The following is a 20,614-nucleotide window of genomic DNA, read 5'->3' on the forward strand; positions in this document are numbered from 1 at the left end:
GCCCTACCTGAGCGACACGCTTTCGTTCAGGATGCGCGGGGTCAGGAACACCAGCAACTCGGTCCGGTTGCGGACCTTGGCATTGTTCTTGAACAGGTAGCCAAGTACCGGGATATCGCCCAGCAGCGGCACCTTGTCGACATCGGTGGACTCGGTCTGGGTGTAGATGCCGCCAATCACCACGGTGCCGCCGTTCTCGACCAGCACCTGGGTCTGCACGTGCTTGGTGTCGATGGCAAAGCCGGACGTGGTCTGGATGCCCACGCTGTCCTTGTTCACGTCCACGTCCAGCAGCACATTGCCTTCAGGGGTGATCTGCGGCGTCACCTCGAGCTTCAGGTTGGCCTTGCGGAACTGCACAGAGGTCGCGCCGCTGGACGTGGCGGCCTGGTAAGGCAATTCCGTGCCCTGCTCGATCAGCGCCTTGATGTTGTTGGCCGTGACCACGCGCGGGCTGGAGATGATCTTGCCCTTGCCGTCCGCCTCCAGCGCCGACAGCTCCAGTGCCAGGAAGCGCGTAGCGGCGCTGTTGAACAGGCTCACCGCGATATTGGCCGGGTTGGTGCCGTTGATTGACCCGGCCGGCAGGCTCAGGAACGGGCCGTTGTCGGAGGTCGAGCCCGGCAGCACGTTGTTGTAGGTGTTGCCGACGCGGGCATTGTTGTACTGCCCGGCAAACCCGAGCTTGACGCCCAGGTTGCGGCTGAAGGTATCGGTGGCCTCGACGATGCGGGCCTCGATGATAACCTGGCGCACGGGGATGTCGATCTTGCCGATAAAGCTCTGCACCTCTTCCAGCTTGGAGGCGATATCCGAGACAAAGAGCTGGTTGGTACGCGCATCGGCCGTCAGCGAACCGCGCTTGGACAGCATGCGCGTGCTGGCACCCGCCGCCCCGGCGGCCCCGATCGGCGCGGCCGTGCCGCCGCCGGCGCCCATGCCCAGCAGCATCCTGCGCACGTCCTCGGCGCGCTGGTAATTGAGCTGGAACACCTGGCTGCGGATCGGCTCGAGGTCGTTGATCTGCTGCTGCGACTCGAGCTCCAGCTTTTCCTTGGTCTGCAGCTCGGCCTTGGGCGCCACCCACAGCACATTGCCGTTGCGGCGCGAGGCCAGGCCCTTCGCATCCATCACGATCTGCAGCGCCTGGTCCCACGGCACGTCCTTGAGCCGCAGCGTGATGTTGCCCTGCACGCTTTCGCTGGTGATGATGTTCAGGTTGGTGAAGTCGGCAAACACCTGCAGCAGCGAGCGGATGTCGATGTTCTGGAAGTTCAGCGACAGGCGCTCGCCGCGGTAGCCCGGGCCGCTGATCAGCTTGGTCGGGTCTTCCTTGACCGGCCGGACCTCGACCACGAACTGGGTGTCGGTCTGGTACGAGCTGTATTCCCAGTTGCCGCGCGGTTCGATGGTCAGGCGCGCGTTGCCGTTGGCATCGGAGGCGCGCATGCCCTGCACCGGCGAGCCATAGTCGCTGACGTCGAAGTGCCGCCGCAGGTTCTCCGGCAGCGTGGTGCCGAGGAAATCGACCACCACGTTCTTGCCCTGTTGCGCGATATTGATGCCCGACTCGCGCGAGGACAGGTCGACCACCACGCGTCCGGCGCCGTCGGCGCCCCGCCGGAAGTCGATACCGCGCACGAACGGTCGTCCCGCCGCGGCGCCCGGCGCCGTCGCGGCCGGCGCGAAGGTCGGCGCGGCGCTCTTGGCCGCCGGCGCCACGTTATCGAGCGACACCACGAAGACATTGCCACGCTGGTCGGTGCGATAGGTGGCGCTGCGCGTCAGGTCGAGGATCACGCGCGTGCGGTCGCCGATCTGCATCACATTGGCGGCCTTGACCAGCTTGCCGCCGTATTCATATTGCGCGCGCCGCTCGGCAAAGCCGGTATCGAAGAAATCGATCGCAAGCCGGGCCGGGTTCTGCGTGGTGAAGTCCGCCGGCTTCTGCGCCAGCGGCCGTTCCAGCTCGACCACCAGCACGGTCTGCTCGCCGGTCGTGCTGACGTCGACCGACTTGATCCGGTTGCCTTGTGCCAGCGCCTGCGGTGCACCAAGCGCAAGCCATAGCGCCAGCGCCGTGGCCATGGTCCTGATCACGGCGCCCGCGCGCGCACGATACCAGCGCGCGGGGGTCATGCCGCCGCGTCCAGCTTCAGGCTGGTCATTTTCTCTTTCCACTCGGATACCCCCTCCCGGACCAATTCGCGCAGCACGATCTCCTGATCGGTGATGCGGACCACCCGGCCATAGCTCTGGCCGAGATACTGACCCACCTTCACATGGTGGATCTTGTTATCAACACGGACGATGCCGAAGGTTTCCCCCTGCTTCTTCATCATCCCGAGCATCTTGAAATTTTCGAGCGGATAGTCCTCCAGCGGCTCGCGGCGCCGGCCGGCTTCGGGCGAATCGGCCAGGGTCTTGTTCAGTTCGCCGATCTTGGCCTGCGCGAACGGCTCGGGCGCACTCGCCGCGGCGTATTCGCGCGGCACGTAGGGGCGGGCGTCGGGCACGGGCTCGGGCGGCTTGGCGCGGGCGCTGCGGGTGGCATCCATCCACTGGCGCAGCGCGTCCTCGTCGCTCGTGCCGCAGGCGCCCAGCAGGCCGAGCGCCAGCGCCGCCGCGAGCGCGCGCCGCGACATAGTCCAGGCCAGGGCGCGGGTTCGAACGGTGCGGCTCATTTCGCGCCTCCTGCCTTGGCGGCGGCCGCGGCCGCGGCGGCCTTGCGCTGCGCCGCCTGTTCTTCGGCGTCGAGCGCGCGGTAGGCCATCGCCACCGCCTCCATCGACAGCCCGCCATCCTTGGTGTTGGACAGTTGCAGGTTCTGCATCGACACGATCCGCGACAGCGCCGCGACGTCGGCGTTGAACTGCGCCACCTCGTGATAGCGCCCGGTCACGCGCAGGTTCACCGGAATCTCGGCAAAGTAGGGCTTGATCACCGCCGCCTGCGGCTTGAACAGCTCGAACTGCAGCCCGCGCGCGACACCGGCATGGTTGACGTCGGCCAGCAGCGCGTCCATTTCCGTCTTGTTGGGCAGCTGCCGCTCCAGCAGCGCCACGCGCTGCTCGACCTGCTTCTTCTGCTCGCGCAGTGCCTCGAGGTTGGCCACCTGCGCCACCTTGGACTGGTACGCCTGCTTCAGGCTTTCCTGCTCCTGGCGCTGGCGCTCGAGTTCGTCGAACTTTGCGCTCCAGTAGAACTGCCAGCCCAGCAGCAGCACCACCGCCGCGGCCAGGACCGCGAACAGCACGCGCGGCGCGGCCGGCCAGGTCTCCGGCTCGTTCAGGTTGAGCCCGCGGAACTGGCTGGTCAGGTCAGCCAGGTTGATTTCGGTATTGAGCGCCATGGTCAGGCCTTTCCGGCCGCAGGGGCGGGTGCAGGTGCGGTGGCGGGAGCGGCGGATGGCGCCGAAGCGCCCGCGGCAGCCTTCTTGCCATCGGCCGGGGCCTCCGGCGCGCGGTACGCAAAGCGCATCGAGAAATCGAACAGCCGGCGCTGCTCGCGCAGGTTGTTGGTCATGGTGACCGCCTTGGATTCGACCAGCTCGGCCTTGTCGAGCCAGGCCACTCCGCCCAGGTTGCGCAGCAGCTCCGAAATACGTTCGTTGGACTGCGCCACGCCGGCGATGGTGAAGGCCTCGCCGGCCTGCTTCAGGCTGGTCAGGTAGACGCCTTCGGGCACCTGACCCACCAGTTCCTCCAGCAGCTGCACCGGGCGATTGCGCTCGGTCTGCAGGCTCTCGACGGCCTTCTGGCGCTGCAGCAGCGCGTCAATGTCCTTCTTCAGGCTGTTGACCTCGCGGATCTGGCCGTCGAGCCTGGCGTTTTCCGCACCCAGCACCTGGTTGAGCGCCACCACGGACGCGATGCGCCCGTCGATATAGAGGCCGCCCAGCAGCACCACGGCCGCGCCGGCGGCCGCCGCTGCGCCAAGCATGGTGTAGACCTTTTTGCGCCGCGCCGCCTTGCGGGCTTCATGGTAGGGCAGCAGGTTGACCGAAGGCAGTGTGTTCGTTGACATCTCTTGCCTCCGGTTCGTTATTGCAGGCCGCGCAGGGCCAGGCCGGCACTGACGATATACGCCGGCAGGTCGCGCTGCAGGTAGCGCTCATTGACCTTGGCGTTGGTCGCCATGTTGGCGAACGGATTCGCCAGCGTGGTGGTGATCCTGGTCTGGTGCTGGATCGCCGCCTGCACGCCGAACAGCGATGCATGCCCGCCGGACAGCAGGATTTCGTCGACCCGCCCCAGGCTGGAACTGGCGATGAAGTTGCCAATCGCGGACTGCACCTCCATGGCGAGGGCATCGAGCGATGGCTTGAGCAGCTGCGCGCGCCAGGCCTCGGGCAGCGTGTTCTTGCGCTTCTTGATCTCGGCCTTGAGCGCGTCGAGCGTGAACATGCGCGCCGCGCTTTGCGTAAGCTGGTCGCCGTAGCTGTTCAGCGGCTGCTCATAGAGTTCTTTCCAGCCCTGGTAGAAGATGGCCTTGGAGCGGCTGCCGCCCAGGTGGACCACCGCCACCACCGGCAGCGCGCGCGCGTCGGCTTCGGACATCTCGTGCGGTACGCCCAGCATCTGCACGATCGAGCGTTGCACCGCGTATTCCTCGACGTCCATCACCTGCGGCTTGAGGCCGGCCATTTCGGCGGCGGTCACGCGCTCCTGCACGCGATCGCTGTTGGCCGCGGTGACGCGCACGCCGATGCCGCCCTCGGTTTCGCTGGGGCCGATCACGGCGAAGTCGAAATTGACGGCCTGCGACGGCGGATAGAGCCGGTGCGCCTCGGATTCGACCTGGGAATAGAGTTCGTCTTCGGACAGATTGTCCGGCAGGCTGACGGTCTGCGATTCCGTCAACATGGACGGCACGCCCAGCACCACCTCCTTCGAGCGGATGCCGGCCTTGCCGAGCGCACGCCTGAGCGCGATCCCGACTGCCTCGATGTTGATCACGTTGCCATCGGCAACGGCATTGCGGTCCAGCAGTTCGCTGGCGCATTTTTCCAGCCGATAGTCTTGCCTGCTGCCCCCCACCGAGAGCTCGACTACCTTGACACTGGACGACCCGATATCCACGCCGACCGTAGTCCGGCGCAGAAGCCCCGACAAAATGCCCCGACGCAAGGTGACCCCCTGACTTTTGAACTCGCCCCTGGCTTGTACGCTCTAATCGGGCGAGCCTAGTTTCTTGAATGAAACGTCTGCTTTTTATGTTGGCCGATTCTCACAAAATCCAGCATCGGTGGCAACGTGCCGAACTGGGCCGAACTTGTTTTTGAGAAGGCCCTCATCAATCCGTTGTCAAAACCCCACGGTCGTCGGGTTCCCTTCCATGCCTGCCTGTGCCGCGCGCTTCCCCCCGTAGTCGCCCCGAACGTCGCCCTGCACGCCGGCATCCGCGGCCTTACATCTTGTAACAGCGCGATAGCGGCGCCCCCGCCACTGTGCGCCCGGGCGGGCCGATGCCGGAAGATATAATCGCGGGCACCCCTGACTAGGTATTTCCCTTATGGCCACAGCACAACACAAGCCGCCCCACCCTGCCCGTCGTTCGATCTGGACGCGGCTCATGTTCTGGGCGGTGGGACTGGCAGTCGCCGGTGCCGTCGTGATTGCGCTGCTGCTTGGCTACGCGCTGCTCGTGGCCGCGCCCAACCTGCCTTCGCTGGACACCATCACCGACTACCGGCCCAAGATTCCGCTGCGGATCTACACCGCCGACAATGTGCTGATCGGCGAATTCGGCGAGGAGCGGCGCAACTTCGTGCCCATCGCCGAGATTCCGGACGTGATGAAAAAGGCAGTGCTGGCGATCGAGGACGACCGCTTCTACGAGCACGGCGGCGTCGACTTCGTCGGCGTGATGCGTGCCGGCCTGGCCAACCTGCGCGGCGGGCTGTCGCAGGGCGCCTCCACCATCACCATGCAAGTGGCGCGCAACTTCTTCCTGTCCAGCGAGAAGACCTACACCCGCAAGATCTACGAGATGCTGCTGGCGTACAAGATCGAGGCCAACCTGAGCAAGGACCAGATCCTCGAGCTGTACATGAACCAGATCTACCTGGGCCAGCGCGCCTACGGCTTCGACAGCGCCGCGCGCGTGTACTTCGGCAAGTCGGTGCGCGATGTGACGCCGGCCGAGGCGGCGATGCTGGCCGGGCTGCCGAAGGCGCCGTCGGCGTACAACCCGGTGGTCAACCCGCGCCGCGCCAAGGTGCGCCAGGAATACATCCTTCAGCGCATGCGCGACCTGCGCTACATCACGCCCGAGCAGTACGACGAGGCCGTGCAGGCGGAGCTGAAGGTGCGCACCGAGGGCAACGAGTTCTCGACGCACGCCGAATACGTCGCCGAGATCGTGCGCCAACTGATGTACGCGCAGTACCGCGAGGAAACCTACACGCGCGGCCTGACGGTCTACACCACGCTGACCAAGACCGACCAGGACGCCGCCTATGAAGCCGTGCGCACCGGCATCATGAACTACGAGCGCAAGCACGGCTATCGCGGTCCCGAGGCCTTTATCGACCTGCCCTCCGACCCGGCCGAGCGCGAGCAGGCCATCGACGATGCGCTGGTCGAGCACCCGGGCAGCGGCGACCTGCGTTCGGCCGTGGTCACCAGCGTGTCGCCCAAGCAGGTCAAGGCGACGCTGCTGTCCGGCGAAGTCGCGACCATCGAAGGCTCGGCGCTGCGCTTTATCTCGCCGTCGCTGTCGGCCAATGCGCAGCCCAAGATGAAGATGCGCCCGGGCGCGGTGATCCGCGTGACGCAGGACGAGAAGGGCAACTGGTCGGTGACGCAGTTGCCGGAAGTGGCAGCGGCGTTCGTGTCGATCAACCCGCAGGACGGCGAGATCCGGTCGATGGTGGGCGGCTTCGACTTCAACCGCAACAAGTTCAACCGCGTGACCCAGGCCTGGCGCCAGCCCGGCTCTAGCTTCAAGCCGTTCATCTACTCGGCGGCGCTCGAAAAAGGCTTCTCGCCTGCCACGGTGATCAATGACGCGCCGCTGACGATCGGTCCCGATACCGGCGGCCAGGTGTGGGAACCGAAGAACTACGACGGCCGCTTCGAGGGCCCGATGACCATGCGCCGCGCGCTGGCCAAGTCCAAGAACCTGGTCTCTGTGCGGATCCTGCGCGCGATCGGCACGCAGTACGCGCAGGACTACATCACCCGCTTCGGCTTCGAGGCCGACAAGCACCCCGCCTACCTGCCGATGGCGCTGGGCTCCGGCGCGGTGACGCCGCTGCAGATGGCGGGCGCCTACTCGGTGTTCGCCAACGGCGGCTACCGCGTCAACCCGTACCTGATCCAGAAAGTGGTCGACGCGCGCGGCAACGTGATCTCTGAAACCCGACCGCAGCGTGCCGGCACCGATGCCGTGCGCGTGCTCGACGCCCGCACCGCCTTTATCGCCGACACCATGCTGCGCGACGTGGTGCGCTACGGCACCGCCAACAGCGCCAAGCAGCGCCTGGGCCGCAATGACCTGGCGGGCAAGACCGGCACCACCAACGATGCGGTCGACGCCTGGTTCGCCGGCTACACCCCCAACCTGGTGGCGATCGCCTGGATGGGCTACGACCAGCCCAAGAGCCTGGGCGTGCGCGAAACCGGCGGCGGCCTGGCGCTGCCGATCTGGGTCGGCTACATGAGCAAGGCGCTCAAGGGCGTGCCGGAATCTCCGGAACGGCCCGCGCCCGAAGGCGTGCTGATGGTGGGCGGCGACTGGACCTTCGAAGAGAACGCCGGCGGCGCCGGCGTGGCATCGGTGGGCCTGGGCGATCCGTGGCCGGGCAAGCCGGAGGAATCCACCACCCCGCCGGTCGATACCGAGTCCGAGAAACGGAAGATCCTGGAGATGTTCGGCGGCGCCTGAGCGCGCTCGCCAGACAGCAGAAAGCCGGCCGCGAGGCCGGCTTTTCTTTTGCGCCCCCGGGCACGTCCCCGGGATCCTGGCGTCAGTGCAGGCTGAGGCTGGCGCCCGCCTGCTCGCTGACATAGCCCGACAGCGCCGCGTACAGTTCGCCGCCGTTGCGCGTATCGACCCAGCGCTCGCCCTCGCGGCGGAAGTGGAAACCACCCGCGCGCGCGGCCACCCACAGTTCCTGCATCGGCGCCTGGCTGTTGATGATGATCTTGGAACCGTTCTCGAATTCCAGTTCCATCACATTGCCGGTGCGGCTGATTTCAATGTCGGCGTCGGCCGCGTCGGCGGCCGCCTCGACCGCGGCTTCGATGCGGTCCAGCTCGCGCGTGGCCAGGGCCAGGAACTCGCTTTCGCTCAAGGGGGGCATGCTAAACTCCGAGACCGCCGTTGCCGCCGCTGCCCGGACCGGGCGTACGTGGCGCGAACGGCTTTTTTTGTTAAGAATCCTCCGGATGACTGGCCATCGCGCCGGGCCATCCAACGCCTTGCCAACAAGCCAAAAGGACGACCCGATGCTGCGTCGTGTTGCGATTGTATCGGCGTTTGCCGCCGCCCTTGCGATGCCCCTGCTGGGCGGATGCGGTATCCGCGGGCCGCTGACCCTGCCCAAGGTGCCGCCCGAGCCGACCCCGCCGACCGTGCCGGATCCGGGCCTTGGCCGTGCCGATGCCGTGCCGCCTGCACCGGCCACGCCGGCACCGGCATCGTCCCCCGCCGCCCCCACCACCCGATAACCATGACCGCATTTTTCCATCGCCAGGACGGCGCGCTTGCCGTCGAGCAGGTGCCGCTGGCGCGCATCGCCGCCGAGTTCGGCACGCCGACCTACGTCTATTCGCGCGCGGCGCTCACCGCCGCGTACCAGGCCTATGCCGCCGCCTGCGCGGGCCGCAAGGCACAGGTCCAGTACGCGATGAAGGCCAACTCCAACCTGGCGGTGCTGCAGGTGTTCGCCCGCCTCGGCGCGGGTTTCGACATCGTCTCGGGCGGCGAACTCAAGCGCGTGCTGGCCGCCGGCGGCGATCCGCGCAAGGTGGTGTTCTCGGGCGTGGGCAAGAGCGCTGCCGAAATGGAACTGGCGCTGGCGCAGGACGTGCGCTGCTTCAACGTCGAGTCGATCCCCGAGCTGGACCGCCTCAACGAAGTGGCCGGCCGCGTCGGCAAGCGTGCGCGCGTGTCGCTGCGCATCAACCCCGACGTCGACGCCAAGACCCATCCCTATATCTCCACCGGCCTGAAGGGCAACAAGTTCGGCATCGCCTTCGAAGACGTGCTGCCGACCTACCGCGCCGCCGCCGCACTGCCGCACCTGGCCGTGACCGGCATCGACTGCCATATCGGTTCGCAGATCACCGAGGTCGAGCCTTACCTGGAAGCGCTGGACAAGGTGCTGGACGTGGTCGAGGCGCTCGAGCGCAAAGGCATCAGCCTGGAACACATCGACGTGGGCGGCGGCCTGGGCATCACCTACACCGACGAGACCCCGCCGGACATCACCGGCTTCGCCACCACGCTGCTGGAGCGCGTTGCCGCGCGCGGCCATGGCCATCGCGAGGTGCTGTTCGAGCCGGGCCGCTCGCTGGTCGGCAACGCCGGCGTGCTGCTGACGCAGGTGGAGTTTCTCAAGCCGGGCGCGGCCAAGAACTTCTGCATCGTCGACGCCGCCATGAACGACCTGGCGCGCCCGGCCATGTACGAGGCCTACCACCGCATCGAGCCGGTGACGCTGCGCGACGGCGCGGCCGTGACCTACGACATCGTCGGCCCGGTGTGCGAATCGGGTGACTGGCTGGGCCGCGACCGCGCGCTGGCGGTGCAGCCCGGCGACCTGCTGGCGGTGATGTCGGCCGGTGCCTACGGCTTCACCATGAGCTCCAATTACAACACCCGCCCGCGCGCCGCCGAAGTGATGGTCGACGGCAGCAAGGTGCATCTGGTGCGCGAGCGCGAACTGGTCGAAGACCTGTTCCGCGACGAGCGCCTGCTGCAGGACTGAGTCCCCACAGGCCCGGCCCGCCGCTGCTTACGCGGCGGGCTGGCGCGTCCCCCCGGCTGGTTTGCGCAGCCGCCACCATACCCGCATCCCCAGCAGCACGAACACCACTGCGGCGTAGATCGAGACCTCGGCGAAGTCGTTCTTGCCCGCCTTGTGCCACCAGTAGTGCAGGATAGCCAGCACGGCGATGGCATAGACCAGCCGGTGCAGCGCCTGCCAGCGCTTGCCGCCGAGGCGGCGCACCATGCCGTTGGTCGAGGTCAGCGCCAGCGGCACCATCAGCATGAAGGCGGTAAAGCCGACCGTGATGAAGGGCCGCTTGTACACGTCCTTGATCATGTAGGCCAGGTCGAAGCCTCGGTCCACGCCGATCCACAGCAGGAAGTGCTGCAGGCCGTAGAAGAACGCGAACAGGCCCAGCATGCGCCGCATCCGGATCAGCCAGTTCCAGCCGGTGAGGCGGCGCAGCGGCGTGATCGCCAGCGTCAGGCACAGCATCACAAGGGTCCAGGTGCCGGTCGAACGCGTGACGAATTCGAGCGGGTTGGCGCCGTACTGTTCGGTCGCGCCCAGGTACAGCAGCCGCACGAACGGCAGCAGCGCCAGCAGCCACAGCGCGAGCTTGAGCGCGCGCACCCGCTGCGGCGCTAGCGTTGCCAGGCCTGCCGGCTTGCGCACGGCGGCCGCGGCGGCGGAGGAAGAGGTAGCCATGCGCTCGCCTTGCATCAGAAGAACTTCTTCAGGTCCATGCCCTGGTACAGCGCCGCCACCTGCTGGCCATAGCCATTGAACGGCAGGGTCTTGCGCTTGGGCGCGAACAGCGCACCGAAACCGCTGCCACGCTCTTCGCCGATGCGGCGCTCGGTGGCCTGGCTCCAGCGCGGATGGTCGACATCCGGGTTCACGTTCGAGTAGAAGCCGTATTCCTGCGGCGCGGCCAGATTCCAGCTGGTCGGCGGCTGCTTGTCGACAAAGCGGATCTTTACGATCGACTTGGCGCTCTTGAAGCCGTACTTCCACGGCACCACCATGCGCACCGGCGCGCCGTTCTGGTTGGGCAGCACCTCGCCGTACAGGCCGAAGGTCAGCAACGCCAACGGATGCATGGCTTCGTCCATGCGCAGGCCCTCGCTATACGGCCAGTCGAGCACGCCGCTGCCGAGGCCGGGCATCTGCTTCTTGTCGGCCAGCGTGATGAACTGCACGTACTTCGCGCCCGGCTGCGGCTCGACGCGGCGGATCAGCTCGGCCAGCGGATAGCCGATCCACGGGATCACCATCGACCAGCCCTCGACGCAGCGCAGCCGATAGACGCGCTCCTCCATCGGCGCCAGTTTGACCAGCTCGTCCAGGTCATAGACCTTCGGCTTCTTCACCAACCCTTCGACCGCCACCTGCCACGGACGCGGACGCAGCGTGCCGGCGTGGCGTGCCGGGTCGGACTTGTCGGTGCCGAACTCGTAGAAGTTGTTGTAGGTGGTCACCTCTTCGTACGGCGTGCGCTTCTCGGTGATGACATAGGCGTTGTTAGGCGTGGCGGGCAGCCGGGCGCCATGCTGCCCTTGCGCGAAGGCCTGGCGCGCGAACCAAGGCGCCAGCGTGCCGCCGGCAGCACCGGCGGCAGCCAGCGCCAGCATGCGGCGGCGCGCTTCGAAGACATGGCGCGGCGTGATCTCGCTGGCGGCGATGTCGCCGCCGCGCAGCCATTTGGGGGAAGGAATCAGCATGGTTTTCCTCGATTGCCTGGTCGTGCCGGCGCCGGCGGCGCCACGTGCTTGCAGGATTGGACTCTGGGCTTGGTCGTGGAGTGCGGGCCAGTCCTGACAGTTTTTTGTGATGGCATCAAAATGACGCAGGCCTGCGCCTGCCAATGTGCCGCAAGCGCGGTGCGGGTGCGTTATCCGCCCTGGTATTGCTGGTACACCACCTGCGCCAGCGTCAGCAGCCGCGCGCGTTCGAGCGGCCCCGCCAGCGCAAAGCCCAGGTCGCGGTCGATCCAGTAGAACGCCATCATCGGGTCGCGGCCCGGGGCACGCCGACGCGCGCCCTCGCCCGTCATGCGCTCGACGCGGAAGCCGGTATCGGGCGTGCCCTGCGCCATGCGCCGCAGCTGCAGCGACAGGCGCGTGCCGTCGTCGGCTTCATACATCAGGATCGCCGACGGGCCGCCCTCGGCCACGCCCAGCCGGCCGCCGATCAGGTGGAAGCCCTGCGCGCGCAGGTCAGGCACTTGCAGCGCCGCGCCCAGGCGCCGGGACAGCCAGGCGACCAGGTGGGCCTCTTCGGTCGCGGCGACTTCCACCGGGTGGCGCATCTCGGGGGCGTAGACCGCATGCGTGGCGAGCGCCTCGCGCGCAAAGCGCTCGCCGGGCGCGAGCACCAGCGTGCTGGCGCCAAGTCGGTCGTGCGCCAGCCAGCCCAGCGTACCGCCGACGGCCAGCAGCGCGACCGACGCGCATGTGGCCGCCACGGCCATGGTCCAGCGCGGCCAGGGACGGGCGCCATCGGGCCGGCCGTCGCGGCCGCGGTTGCCTCCCTGGTCGCCGTGCAAGCCCGGCGGCAAGGCCGCCAGGGGCACCGGTTCATTGAGTACAGGGTCGAGCGCGCGGTGCAGCGCCTCGGCCTGCCGGCGCCACGCGGCCACCTGTGCCGCCGCGTCCGGGTGCTGGGCCAGGTAGGCCTCGACGGCGGCACGGCGCGCGCCGGCCAGCTGGCCGTCGGCATAGGCGTGGAGATCGGCTTCGTGGATGCCCGCCATCATTTCACCCGTTGCAGCGCATTGGCGGCCGTGGCAGTTCGGTTGGGCGCCGCACCGTCGAGCAGCCGCCGCATCTGTTCGCGTGCCCGCGCCAGCCGCGACATCACCGTGCCTGGCGGGATGTCGAGCACGCGCGCGGCCTCGGCGTAGGTCAATTGTTCCAGGCTGACCAGCAGCAGCACCGCGCGCTGCGGCTCGGGCAGCTGCGCCAGCGCCTGCGACAGGTCGCGGCGCAGGCCCGGGTCTTCGGCGGGGCCGCTGACCTCGGGCAGGGTGTCGGTGGCCACCACCAGGTCCTTGCGGCGCAACGCGTTCAGGCGCAGCCGGTGCATCAGCGTCAGCAGCCACGGCAGCAGGCCATCGGCGCCGTCGCCCCACCACGCCCCGGGGCGCAGGCGGAAGCGCCAGCGGTAGCGCAGCGCGCGCTCGAGCGTGTCCTGCACCAGGTCGTCGGCCAGCGCCGCGTCGCCGGTGAGCCCGCGCGCATGGCGCCGCAGCCGCGGCGCCAGCGCAACGAGCTGGCCGTCAAACCCTTCCATGCCGGGGTGGCGGTGGTGGTTGTGGTGACTCTGGGGGTGGCTGCCGCCGCGTCAGGGCTTGGCCACGTGCCAGACGTTGTTGACGTTGTCGCCGGTGCGGTCGCCCGGCTTGGCGTCCTTGGCGAAGCGGTACAGCGGCTGGCCGCGGTAGGCCCACTGCTTGCTGCCGTCATCGCGTGTGATGATGGTGTACTGGCCAGAGCCGCTGCTGCCCGGCGCCGCCATCAACGGCGGCCAGTTGGTGGCGCAGGGGCCGTTGCAGGCGCTCTTGCCGCTGCCGGCGGTGTCGCGGTCAAAGGTGTACAGCGTCAGGCCCTGCGGATCGGTCAGCACGCCATTGGTCACCTTGACCGTGGGCGGCAGATTGCCGGCGCTGCCACCGCCCATGCCCATGCCGGCGCAACCGGCGAGCAGGACAGCCGCGCAGCCGAGCGCGAGCGCGCCGGGACGAACCAGGGATGCAGCAGCGTTACGACGCAGACTTGCCATGATCTTGTTCTCCATGCAATTCGGCGCCGCCAGCCGGCACCGTCCCTCCAGTAAACACTGGATGTGATCTCTTTATTCCCTCGGCGGCCAAAAAAAATGAAAAAAGTCGAAAAAAAACCTGCCCGAAGGCAGGTCTTTTGCATTGCAGCATGCGCACGTCAGAGTTCGCCGTAGCTGTGCAGCCCTGACAGGAACATGTTCACGCCGAGGAAGGCAAAGGTCGTCACCAGCAGGCCGACCAGCGCCCACCAGGCGGCCACCGTGCCGCGCAGTCCCTTCATCAGCCGCATATGCAGCCAGGCCGCGTAGTTCAGCCAGACGATCAGCGCCCAGGTTTCCTTCGGGTCCCAGCTCCAGTAGCCGCCCCAGGCTTCGGCCGCCCACAGCGCGCCAAGGATGGTGGCGATGGTGAAGAAGGCAAAGCCGACCGCGATCGCCTTGTACATGACGTCGTCGAGCAGCTCCAGCGACGGCAGGCGCTCGGCCAGGACGCCGCGCTGCTTGAGCAGGTAGGCCACCGCGACCATCGCTGCCAGCGCAAAGGTGCCGTAGCCGATAAAGTTGGCCGGCACATGGATCTTCATCCACCAGCTTTGCAGCGCGGGCACCAGCGGCTGGATCTCCTGCGCATTGCGGCTGACCGTGTACCACAGCAGGAAGCCCACCGCGGCCGACACCACCAGCATCACGAACGGGCCCAGCGCGCGCGTGGCGTAACGGCCTTCGTAGTACAGGTAGAACAGCGAAGTGATCAGCGTGAACAGCACGAAGACTTCGTACAGGTTCGAGATGGGGATGTGGCCGATGTCGGCGCCGAGCAGGTAGGACTCGTACCAGCGCACCAGCATGCCGGTGAAGCCCAGCACCACCGCGCCCCAGCACAGCTTGCTGCCGAGGCTGTAGCCCGTATCCGAGCGCGTGGCCAGCCCAACCCAGTAGAACAGCGTCGACAGGAACACCAGTGCGCTCATCCACAGGATGGCCGACTGGCTCGACAGGAAGTACTTGAGGAAGAAGGCCTGTTCGGCGCGCGCAAGCTGGCCCTGGTAGAGCTGGATCGCAAACAGCGACAGCACCGCCAGCGCCACCATCAGCGGCCGCACCGGCTTCCAGTGCCAGCCGAGCAGCGCGAAGGTGGGCACGGCGCCGATCAGCACGGCCTTGTCGTAGCCGTCCATCCATTGCCCGTATTGCGCCAGCGCCACGCCGGCGCCGGCGGCCAGCGCCAGCGCGAACAGCCAGTCCAGCCAGCTCAGCCGGCGCAGGAAGGAAGGTTCGAGGTAGGCCTCGTCGGCGCCGCTGTCGGCGCGCGGGGTACCGCGCATGGCGCGATCGGCCTGGTTCACATTAGAGGACATAGCGTACCAGCTCATTCAGTGGGGTGTGCCGGCGGGCTCCGGGGTCGCGCTGCGGCCCCCTGCGGCGCGGCCGATGTCGTCGCGCAGTGCCGTGAATTCCTTCTCGAAATCCATGGTGCGGCGCTGGGTCGACATCGCCATCAGCACTTGGCTGCCGGCATCGCCGTCGGCGGCGTTGCCCGCGGCGGGCTGGCCGGCAGACGGGTCGGTGGACTTGTCCTTCACCCAGATCCAGACCCGGCGCTCGCGGATATAGAACATCGCGAACACGCCCAGCACCAGCAGCAGACAGCCAAGATACACGATGTTCTTGCCCGGCGCACGGGTCAGCTGGAACACGCTGGCCTTGATTTCCTGGAAGTCGTCGAGCTGCAGGAACACCGGCGCGCCGTAGAAGAAACTATCCGACAGCGCATTGATGGCCTGCTGCAGGAAGGCACCGCTCTGGGCACTGTTGGCCACAACCGGCAGCTTGTCCTGCGCGCGCGCCAGTTGCCACAACTCCCACATCGAGCCGTTCAGGATTTTCAGCAGCACGTCGGCGGCCTTCTGCTGCTCGGCCGGCGGCACGGACTTTTCCAGGAAGGCGGCGATGGCGGTGAAGCCACCCGGCGGCGAATCCGGCGTGGGGCGGGTCGCGCCCGCGAACAGGTCGAGCGCGCGCAGCGCGCTTTCGGCCAGTTGCCGGCGCAGCTCGGCCTTGTCGTCGCCGGGCATCGACGCCAGCGCAAAGCGGCGTGCGGCCTCGCCGCGCAGTGCACGGTCCTGCAGCGCGGCACGCAGGCGCATCCAGTCGGCCACGCTGCCCTGGTCGTCGGCGGGAATGCGCAGGTAGCGGAACTGCTCGCTGGGCGACTCGCGCATGCCGGCCAGGAACACCGACTGGCCGTCCATCTGCACCGGCACCATGTAGTTGTTGTACTCGCGCGCCTGTCCGGTGCGGTCGCGCAGCTTGTACTGCACCGACGGGCCGACATTGCGCAGGGTCTTGGCGCGGTCGGTGCTGGCGGCGGCGCCGAGATGCTTGTCCAGCGTTTCGTTGAAGGACTTGCGCGCCACGCCGCGCGCATCGGGCTTGCCCGAGGCGTCGGTGACGTTCTCGATATTCATCAGCCGGAAGTCGCTGAACTCCACCGTCAGTCCGTCGCTGTCCGCGCTGGTGCCGGTGCCGGCCAGCGGCTTGTTGCCGCCCACCGCGCCGTCGATGGTGAAGGTGGCATGGCCGCTGCCCTGCATCGGGTAGCCGACGAACTTCAGGCGCGAGCCGCCGTCCTCGAAGCTGGACTGGTAGATGGCGATGCCGTCGACGATCAGCGGCTCGTTCACCTTGATGGTGGCCTCGGTACGCTTGCCGGTGGCGCGGTCGGTCACGATCACGTCCGAGGCAAACAGCTTGGGCATGCCGGTCTCGTAGAAGTCGACCTTGAACTTCTTCAGCGTGATCGCGAACGGCAGGTCCTGCACCAGCGCTCCGTCGGCAATATTGAGAATCGCCGTGGACACGGTCGAGCCCTCGGGCACGTAGGCGTTGCCACGGAAGCCTGGGTTGTTCACCGACAGCCGGTGCTGTGGCGGGATCTCGCTGATCACCGCGTTGCCGCGGATCGGGGTCTTGTCGCCCAGCCACATCTGCGCCCGGATCAGCAGGTCGCCGTCGAGCAGGCCGCCGATGCAGATCACCACGATGGCGGTGTGCGCCAGGATGTAGCCGGCCTTGTTGGCGGCGCCGGCCTTGGCCGCAAGCAGGGTGGCGCCGTCATGCTCGACCGCCTTGACGCGGTAGCCGCGGTTGCGCAGCAACGCCGTCAGCCGGCTGACGGCCTCGGTGCGGGCACGCGCGCCGTCGAACTCGCCGCGATGGTGGAAGGCGCGCAGGCTGCGCTCGCGCACATGGTCCTTCCACGAGCGCATGTCCGCGATCATCTTGGGCGCGTTGCGCACCAGGCACAGGCTGGTGGACACCACCAGGAAGGCCAGGATCAGCAGGAACCACCACGATCCGTAAACCTTCTGCAGCGACAGCGTGTGAAACACATCGGCCCAGAACGGTCCGAACTGGTTGACGTAGTTGGGATACGGCTCGTTCTGCTTGAGCACGGTGCCAATCACGCTGGCGATGGAGATCACCGTCAGCAGCGCGATCGCAAAGCGCATCGAGGACAACAATTCGACCGCGTCGCGCAGCACGCGGTGAGAGGTCTTCAGGTGCAGCCCTGAAGTGGAAGCGGTCGACATGTGCAGTGAAACCTAAAACAGCGTACGGCCTGGAAATGAATAAAGGGTGGACATGCTTTGGCAAGCAGGCCACCCTTTTCGATTGTGACAAGCGCGTTCGGTTGCATGGCTGGCCGCGCCATCCGGCGGCGGCCGCTCAACCGATGCGCCGGCGCGCAAAGGCGCCAGCGTCGCGGAATCCCGGATCGTCAGCGAACCCCGGCGACGTAGTCCGCCACCGCCTTGATCTCGGCATCCGACATCTTGGCGGCGATGGTCGTCATGACCGGGTTGTTCTTGCGGGTGCCCTGGCGGAATGCCACCAGTTGTGCCTCGGTATAGTCGGCCCACTGGCCGCCGATGCGCGGGTACTGCGCCGGAATGCCTGCGCCGGCGGGGCCATGGCAGGCGGCGCAGGCCGGCACGCCCTTGGCGGCGATGCCGGCGCGGTAGATCTTCTGGCCGGCTTCGATGCTGTCCTTGTTCTTCGCGGTGGCCGGCTTGAGCGACTGCTTGGCCAGATAAGCGCCGACGTTGCGCATTTCCTCGTCGGTCAGCACCGACGCCATCGGCACCATGATCGCGTTGTTGCGTGCCTTGGCCTTGAAGTCGGCCAGCTGCTTGTGGACATACTCGGGATGCTGCGCGGCCAGCTTGGGATTGGCGGCGGCCGCGCTGTTGCCGGCGGCACCGTGGCAGCTCAGGCAGGCGGGCACATTGCGATCGGGGGCACCTTGCGTGTACAGCGTTTCACCCTTGGCCGGGTCCGCCTTCACGGCGACCTGCTCTGCGGCAGATGCCAGACCGGACAGGGCGGCGGCAGGAACGGCCAGAGCCAGGACACCCAGAATCTTCGCAATGCGGTTCATTCGCACACCTTCTCTGAATTGTTTTGGATATCGTGATGCGTGCCGCTCCGGCGCTTTGCCGGCGGTGAGGACGCGCCGGTGCAAAAGGCTGGGAATCGTGGCGACCCGCGTGCGGCTGACCGATCCGCGCAACGCTGGCCGTGGCGGCAGACCCCGCCAGCCCGCTTCCGCAGCCGCCGCACCGTTCGGTGCAATGCGCAATGCGGGGCAAGGCCTTGCCCACGATGGAACGACACACTAGGCTTCCCGCCCGGACGACGGCAGCCGAGGCACGCGGCATGGATGCCACGCGTCACCCGCTCAGGAGACCGTAAACCGGCGTATTGTACAATAAGTTATGTGCCGGATTGATGCCTTGCGCCCTGTCGTGCCCGCTTCGGGCTGCGCCAGATCAACCCGGCGGGCGGCCCAGGCCGCAGCCATCCCACCCTGGCGAGACCCCGGCCCCGGCACGCGCTTGCGCGCGCCCTCCGCGGCCCCGCCCCACCGCTCTAGCGCATGTCCCTTCTTCACCAGGCCCGCTTCTTCATCACCGTGAACCACCTGCGCGACCTGCCCGCCACGGCCGTGCCCGAAGTGGCATTTGCCGGCCGCTCCAACGCCGGCAAGTCCACGGCAATCAACATCCTGTGCAACCAGAAGCGGCTGGCGTTCTCGTCGCGCACGCCCGGACGCACGCAGCACATCAACTATTTCTCGGTGGCGCCGGTCAAGGCGCCGGACCCGCTTGCGTTCCTGGTCGACCTGCCGGGCTACGGCTATGCCGAGGTCTCGGGCTCGGCCAAGTACCACTGGCAGGGACTGCTGAGCGATTACGTGCAGACCCGCCAGCAGCTCGCCGGCCTGATCCTGATGATGGACGCGCGCCGGCCGTTCACGGATCTCGATTGCCAGATGGTCGAGTGGTTCCTGCCCACCGGACGACCGATCCACGTGCTGCTGACCAAGGCGGACAAGCTCACCCAAAGCGACAACGCCAAGGCCCTGCGCGAAACCCGCAAGATGCTGCAAGGCTATGCCGAGCAGATGGAAACGCCGGTGCCGATGACGGCGCAGCTGTTCTCCAGCCTCAAGCGCCGCGGCATCGAGGAGGCGCAGCGCGTGATCGCCGGCTGGCTGAACCTGCCGGAAGCGCAGAAGGTGGAACGCGAGGCCAGCGCCGCGAACCCGGTGCCGCCTCCGTCCAATCCGTCCGCGTAATTCTTCGAAGAACCAAAAAAAAGCCCCGTCGCAAGCAACGGGGACAAACTTTCCCGCCGTGGGGGCGGGTACCCGCTCAGGGAGGAGTAGCGGGGAACACCGCGCCACGCAGCGCGCAACGCAAAGTGTCCGCGAGTATGATGGCGGGCACGCACAAAAGTTTAGTTTTTCTTCGGCCAGCCGCATGACGCTGCGCGCGCCGTGCTTGCCGGCCCTGCATTTCGTCCTCTTCCGACCAGAAGCCGCCATGTCCACCTTCCCCGAGTTCCGCCCGCGCCGCATGCGCCGCGATGATTTCTCCCGCCGCATGATGCGCGAGCATCGCCTGTCCCCGGACAACCTGATCTACCCGGTCTTTATCCTCGACGGCCACAACCAGCGCCAGGCCGTGGCGTCGATGCCGGGCGTGGAGCGCGTCTCGGTCGACCTGCTGATGCCGGTGGCAGAAGATTGCGTCAAGCTCGGCATCCCGGTGCTGGCGCTGTTCCCGGTGATCGACCCGTCGCTGAAGACGCCCGACGGCATCGAGGCGACCAACCCCGACGGGCTGGTGCCGCGCGCCGTGCGCGCGCTCAAGGACCGCTTCCCCGAACTGGGCGTGCTGTGCGACGTGGCACTCGACCCGTACACCAGCCATGGCCAGGACGGCGTGCTCGACGACAACGGCTACGTGATCAACGATGCGACCGTGGAGATCCTGGTGCGCCAGGCGCTGGCGCAGGCCGAGGCCGGAGTCGATATCGTCGCGCCGTCCGACATGATGGACGGCCGCATCGGCGCGGTGCGCACCGCGCTGGAAGACAACGGCCATATCCATACCCGCATCATGGCCTACTCGGCCAAGTACGCGTCGGCGTTCTACGGCCCGTTCCGCGACGCGGTGGGCTCGGCCGCCAACCTGGGCAAGGGCGACAAGATGACCTACCAGATGGATCCGGCCAACACCGACGAGGCCCTGCGCGAAGTGGCGCAGGACATCCTGGAAGGCGCCGACATGGTGATGGTCAAGCCCGGCATGCCGTACCTGGACATCGTGCGCCGGGTCAAGGACGAGTTCCGCTTCCCGACCTACGTGTACCAGGTCAGCGGCGAGTACGCGATGCTCAAGGCCGCCGCGCAGAACGGCTGGCTGGACCACGACAAGGTGATGATGGAATCGCTGCTGGCGTTCCGCCGCGCCGGTGCCGACGGGATCCTGACCTATTTCGCCCGCGACGCCGCGCGGCTGCTGCAGGCCTGACGGCCGACGG

At 67.3% G+C, this 20,614-nt stretch carries 19 protein-coding genes; 5 read left to right on the forward strand and 14 right to left on the reverse strand.

The features are described from left to right. Positions 1-3 precede the first annotated feature (3 nt). From pilQ to pilM, 5 genes are read right to left on the reverse strand one after another with little or no spacing between them, the layout of a single operon-like run. Positions 4-2,139 carry a type IV pilus secretin PilQ gene (gene pilQ, locus ACEI37_RS25860; protein ID WP_373378704.1) on the reverse strand — a complete coding sequence of 712 codons (2,136 nt, stop codon included), beginning with the start codon at positions 2,137-2,139 and terminating at the stop codon, positions 4-6. Beyond that, a complete protein-coding gene (locus tag ACEI37_RS25865) occupies positions 2,136-2,684 on the reverse strand; it encodes a pilus assembly protein PilP (protein WP_373378705.1) in 549 nt (182 codons plus the stop codon). Before ACEI37_RS25865 ends, pilQ begins: the two co-directional genes overlap by 4 nt. Next, the gene (locus tag ACEI37_RS25870; RefSeq protein WP_112776698.1) at positions 2,681-3,352 is read right to left on the reverse strand and encodes a type 4a pilus biogenesis protein PilO; all 672 of its coding nucleotides are present in this window, start codon (positions 3,350-3,352) and stop codon (positions 2,681-2,683) included. The genes ACEI37_RS25865 and ACEI37_RS25870 overlap by 4 nt, the downstream gene beginning before the upstream one ends. Positions 3,353-3,354: 2 nt before the next feature. Then, the gene (locus ACEI37_RS25875) at positions 3,355-4,026 is read right to left on the reverse strand and encodes a PilN domain-containing protein (protein ID WP_373378706.1); all 672 of its coding nucleotides are present in this window, start codon (positions 4,024-4,026) and stop codon (positions 3,355-3,357) included. 17 nt (positions 4,027-4,043) lie between these two features. Then, positions 4,044-5,114 carry a type IV pilus assembly protein PilM gene (gene pilM / locus ACEI37_RS25880; protein ID WP_373380319.1) on the reverse strand — a complete coding sequence of 357 codons (1,071 nt, stop codon included), beginning with the start codon at positions 5,112-5,114 and terminating at the stop codon, positions 4,044-4,046. Between the two features lie 400 nt (positions 5,115-5,514). On the opposite strand from pilM, the gene ACEI37_RS25885 reads away from it, so the two are divergent. Further along, the gene (locus ACEI37_RS25885) at positions 5,515-7,890 is read left to right on the forward strand and encodes a penicillin-binding protein 1A (protein ID WP_373378707.1); all 2,376 of its coding nucleotides are present in this window, start codon (positions 5,515-5,517) and stop codon (positions 7,888-7,890) included. Positions 7,891-7,972: 82 nt separating this feature from the next. Here ACEI37_RS25885 and cyaY read toward each other — a convergent pair whose 3' ends face one another. Continuing rightward, positions 7,973-8,308, reverse strand: a complete 336-nt coding sequence (gene cyaY, locus ACEI37_RS25890; protein WP_062801950.1) for an iron donor protein CyaY — start codon at positions 8,306-8,308, stop codon at positions 7,973-7,975. Between the two features lie 145 nt (positions 8,309-8,453). Between cyaY and ACEI37_RS25895 the strand changes: the two genes are divergently transcribed. Both ACEI37_RS25895 and lysA read left to right on the forward strand, forming a co-directional pair. Then, the gene (locus tag ACEI37_RS25895) at positions 8,454-8,675 is read left to right on the forward strand and encodes a hypothetical protein (protein ID WP_035848178.1); all 222 of its coding nucleotides are present in this window, start codon (positions 8,454-8,456) and stop codon (positions 8,673-8,675) included. Positions 8,676-8,677: 2 nt separating this feature from the next. Then, positions 8,678-9,937, forward strand: coding sequence for a diaminopimelate decarboxylase (lysA, locus tag ACEI37_RS25900; protein WP_373378708.1), 1,260 nt, complete (start codon positions 8,678-8,680; stop codon positions 9,935-9,937). Positions 9,938-9,964: 27 nt separating this feature from the next. Here the strand turns inward: lysA and msrQ are convergent, their stop codons facing one another. The 8 genes from msrQ to ACEI37_RS25940 all read right to left on the reverse strand — a co-directional run bounded on the left by msrQ (position 9,965) and on the right by ACEI37_RS25940 (position 18,164). Further along, positions 9,965-10,663 (reverse strand): protein-methionine-sulfoxide reductase heme-binding subunit MsrQ, encoded by a 699-nt coding sequence (gene msrQ / locus ACEI37_RS25905; RefSeq protein ID WP_373378709.1) that lies wholly within the window; start codon positions 10,661-10,663, stop codon positions 9,965-9,967. After that, positions 10,663-11,664: a protein-methionine-sulfoxide reductase catalytic subunit MsrP gene (msrP, locus tag ACEI37_RS25910; RefSeq protein ID WP_373378710.1), complete on the reverse strand. Its 1,002-nt coding sequence runs from the start codon at positions 11,662-11,664 to the stop codon at positions 10,663-10,665. The genes msrQ and msrP overlap by 1 nt, the downstream gene beginning before the upstream one ends. 170 nt (positions 11,665-11,834) lie before the next feature. Beyond that, the gene (locus ACEI37_RS25915; protein WP_373378711.1) at positions 11,835-12,698 is read right to left on the reverse strand and encodes an anti-sigma factor; all 864 of its coding nucleotides are present in this window, start codon (positions 12,696-12,698) and stop codon (positions 11,835-11,837) included. Continuing rightward, positions 12,695-13,234, reverse strand: coding sequence for an RNA polymerase sigma factor (locus ACEI37_RS25920; protein WP_112776692.1), 540 nt, complete (start codon positions 13,232-13,234; stop codon positions 12,695-12,697). Before ACEI37_RS25920 ends, ACEI37_RS25915 begins: the two co-directional genes overlap by 4 nt. A 51-nt stretch (positions 13,235-13,285) precedes the next feature. Continuing rightward, positions 13,286-13,723, reverse strand: coding sequence for a hypothetical protein (locus ACEI37_RS25925; RefSeq protein ID WP_373378712.1), 438 nt, complete (start codon positions 13,721-13,723; stop codon positions 13,286-13,288). A gap of 158 nt (positions 13,724-13,881) precedes the next feature. Beyond that, positions 13,882-15,048, reverse strand: a complete 1,167-nt coding sequence (gene ccsB, locus ACEI37_RS25930) for a c-type cytochrome biogenesis protein CcsB (protein ID WP_111521367.1) — start codon at positions 15,046-15,048, stop codon at positions 13,882-13,884. A 48-nt stretch (positions 15,049-15,096) separates the two neighbouring features. Further along, the gene (locus tag ACEI37_RS25935) at positions 15,097-17,316 is read right to left on the reverse strand and encodes a cytochrome c biogenesis protein ResB (RefSeq protein WP_373378713.1); all 2,220 of its coding nucleotides are present in this window, start codon (positions 17,314-17,316) and stop codon (positions 15,097-15,099) included. A gap of 188 nt (positions 17,317-17,504) precedes the next feature. After that, positions 17,505-18,164 (reverse strand): cytochrome c, encoded by a 660-nt coding sequence (locus ACEI37_RS25940; RefSeq protein ID WP_373380320.1) that lies wholly within the window; start codon positions 18,162-18,164, stop codon positions 17,505-17,507. A gap of 498 nt (positions 18,165-18,662) precedes the next feature. Here ACEI37_RS25940 and yihA point away from each other — a divergent pair, with 498 nt between their 5' ends. Together yihA and hemB are read left to right on the forward strand one after the other, a co-directional pair. Continuing rightward, positions 18,663-19,364, forward strand: coding sequence for a ribosome biogenesis GTP-binding protein YihA/YsxC (gene yihA, locus ACEI37_RS25945; protein WP_373378714.1), 702 nt, complete (start codon positions 18,663-18,665; stop codon positions 19,362-19,364). Positions 19,365-19,611: 247 nt separating this feature from the next. Continuing rightward, positions 19,612-20,604 (forward strand): porphobilinogen synthase, encoded by a 993-nt coding sequence (gene hemB / locus ACEI37_RS25950; RefSeq protein WP_373378715.1) that lies wholly within the window; start codon positions 19,612-19,614, stop codon positions 20,602-20,604. The last annotated feature ends 10 nt before the right edge of the window (positions 20,605-20,614 follow it).

It is taken from the genome of Cupriavidus nantongensis (genome assembly GCF_041726985.1).
In the GTDB taxonomy this organism is placed as follows: Bacteria; Pseudomonadota; Gammaproteobacteria; order Burkholderiales; family Burkholderiaceae; genus Cupriavidus; species Cupriavidus nantongensis_A.